This window comes from Longimicrobiaceae bacterium (assembly GCA_035696245.1).
In the GTDB taxonomy this organism is placed as follows: domain Bacteria; phylum Gemmatimonadota; class Gemmatimonadetes; order Longimicrobiales; family Longimicrobiaceae; genus DASRQW01.
On the sequence record DASRQW010000149.1, the window covers coordinates 1 to 2,965 of the forward strand.

The following is a 2,965-nucleotide window of genomic DNA, read 5'->3' on the forward strand; positions in this document are numbered from 1 at the left end:
GTGATTTAGACACACCAGTTTCGGCCCGTCCTGATGGTCGGCGCCGCGCGTTGAGGGTGGGTGAGAATCACGCGGATTTGCGGTTCACTGAAAACTCATCAGGAGAGACGAAGATGCGGATTCCGTTCAACCGGCTGCTGGCGCCGGCGGTCCTGCTGCTCGCGCTGGGTGCGTGCAGCGACGAGCCGTCGGCGCCTCAGGCCAACAGCTCCTCCTTCGCGGATCAGTCCGCGCTGGAGGCGATGGGCTTCTCGGGCCGGAGCGCCGTGGACCACGGCGACTACTATCTGGTCGAGGGCGACATCGTGATCGCCAAGGCGGACCTGCGGGCGGGCCGGGTCGCCCCGCCCGCGGACGTGCGGGCCATCTTCCGCGGCAACGCACGCGCGACTGCCAACCTGCCCGGCTTCGGGGCGGCGGGGTCGCGCCCGGGCGGGCCGCGCTTCCAGTCCTACACGAACACGCTGGCGTCGGCCAGCCGCGTGCGGAACATCAAGGTCAACCTGAACGCCCTGTCCGGGCAGCCGGCGTGGCTGGCCGCCGCCCGCGCGGCACTGACGCACTGGACCAGCATCGACGGCTCGGCGGTGACGATGGTGGAAAGCGCGACCAGCCCCGACATCACCATCTCGATCGCGAACCTGAACAACACCGCGGTGATCGCACAGGCCACGTGGCCCAAGGACGCGACCGGCGGCGGCCCCGGCCCGACCATCACCATCAACTCGCAAAACCTGAGCATCAGCGACTCGTGGAAGGAGAACACCGTCACCCACGAGCTGGGCCACACGATCGGCCTGCGCCACACCAACTGGGCGGCCAACGGCGAGACGGCCGGCACCCTGGGCGCCATCCTCGTGCAGGGCACCACGACCAGCGACGCCAACTCGGTGATGCAGGCGGTGGTGCACAACTGGGCGGGCTTCACCGCCGGCGACGAGCGCGCCGCCATCACCCTGTACGGCGACACCACGCAGCTCTCCATCTCGTACACGGGCGGCGGGAACGTCGTCTCCTGGCCCGCCATCCCAGGCGCGGTGAGCTACAACCTCAACATCATGTGGGTGGGCAACGAGTACTACACCGACCCCAACGACCGCGACAACTCGTACGGCACCACCGTGTACGACGGCCAGAACATCGCCACCACGACGGGAACGTCGTACACCGACACCACCTATCCCTACACGGGCTCCAGCAGCTGCTTCCGCTACGCCATGCCGAACGATCCGGCCTGGAGCGGCGGCTACTACACGTCGTACTACTGGCTGCAGGCCAACTTCGCCAACGGCGAGACGCACTCGCACGCGGTGTCGCTGAACTGCGCCTGAGCCGCCGGATGCGGAGGCGGAAGAACCTTCTCCCGCCGCGCTCCTGAACCCCGGAACCCCCGGCAGCGGAATCGCTGGCGGGGGTTCTGCTCGTCCGACCCGTTCTGCTTGCTGGCGTCGGGGCGCGGACTACTCCCCTGCTCCCAGCCCCCGCGTATGCCATTCCCTTTCCGACACACCGCGCGCACGATCCGTGCGGCTCGGAAACCCCGGCACGCCGGCGGAGCCGGTAGGGCGAGCCCGGGGAGCCCGGGCGGCGCTCCCATCCTTTCACCGGGAGATGGAAGATGAAGAAGCTGACGCTGGACTTTGAGTCGCTGGCCGTGGAGACGTTCGCAACCGCCACGGAGCCGTCGCTGGACTCGCCGTTCTTCGCCGGGGAGCTCATCTCGCGGCGTAGCTGCATCGAGCAGTGCACCACCTCGTGCGTGCCGTGACCAGGTAGCGTTGCAGGTGGGAGACGCCCGCCGGGGAGCACTCCCCAGCGGGCGGTTTCGTCTCGCCACTCCAGGTCCGCGGGCCGTCAGACGTTCTCTCCTCCCGAATGATCCCTGCCGGGTGCTCAAGCATTGGAGTGCGGAGCACCGGGGCGAGCCTGCCCCCGGAGGGCTCCCCGGCTCCGGTGACTCCGTCATCCGGAGACACGGCTCGCGAGTGGATGTGGGCGGCCGGGAGAGGATAGACCGCGTGCGGAAACGTGCGCGCACGGCGGGAACATGCTAGGATATCCCCCTCTTCCGCGCTAACGCCTGCGCTGGAAATCCGCATACGGTCTCGACCCGCTTGCACCACGCAGTCCCCCTCGCGCCACACGGCGGCCGCGGAACTCCGAAGCTTCCGAACATGTTCCCCATCCGATGATCGAATCGAGCCTTTCCAGTCTCATCTGGTCCGTCGCGGATCTGCTGCGCGGCGACTACAAGCAGTCCGAGTACGGCCGCGTGATCCTGCCCTTCACCGTGCTGCGGCGGCTGGACTGCGTGCTGGCGCCCAGCAAGGCCGCCGTGCTGGCCGAGAAGGAGAAGCGCGAGAAGGCCGGCCTCAACCCGGAGCCGTTCATGCTCCGCGCATCTGGCCAGCTCTTCGTCAACACGTCCACGCTGGACCTGAAGCGAACGCTGGGCGACGCGGACCACGTGCGCGAGAACCTGCTGGCGTACGTGCAGGCGTTCTCGCCCGCGGTGCGCGACATCTTCGAGTGCTTCGACTTCTACGCGCAGGTGGAGCGGCTGGACAAGGCGGGGCTGCTGTACCTGGTGGCCGAGAAGTTCGCCAACTTCGACCTGCACCCCAGCCGCGTGAGCAACGCGCAGATGGGCGCCGCATTCGAGGAGCTGATCCGGCGCTTCGCCGAGCTTTCCAACGAGACGGCCGGGGAGCACTTCACGCCGCGCGAGGTGATCCGGCTGATGGTGAACCTGCTGTTCATCGAGGACGACGACGCGCTGAACAAGCCCGGCGTGGTGCGCACGCTGTACGACCCCACGGCGGGCACGGGCGGCATGCTGTCGGTGGCGGAGGAGTACCTGACCGGGCACAACCCCGGCGCGCGCCTGGTGATGTTCGGGCAGGAGCTGAACGCCGAGTCATATGCGATCTGCAAGGCCGACATGCTCATCAAGGGGCAGGACGTG

The 2,965-nt window shown here is 68.1% G+C and carries 3 protein-coding genes; all 3 read left to right on the plus strand.

Translation table 11 applies throughout. The features are described 5' to 3' along the window. The first annotated feature begins 113 nt into the window (after window positions 1-113). Window positions 114-1,331 (plus strand): M57 family metalloprotease, encoded by a 1,218-nt coding sequence (locus tag VFE05_06665; GenBank protein ID HET6229747.1) that lies wholly within the window; start codon window positions 114-116, stop codon window positions 1,329-1,331. Between the two features lie 287 nt (window positions 1,332-1,618). Then, complete coding sequence (locus tag VFE05_06670) at window positions 1,619-1,768, plus strand: hypothetical protein (GenBank protein HET6229748.1); 150 nt, start codon at window positions 1,619-1,621, stop codon at window positions 1,766-1,768. A 420-nt stretch (window positions 1,769-2,188) separates the two neighbouring features. Then, the coding region (locus VFE05_06675) for a class I SAM-dependent DNA methyltransferase (protein ID HET6229749.1) at window positions 2,189-2,965 on the plus strand (777 nt) is incomplete at its 3' end.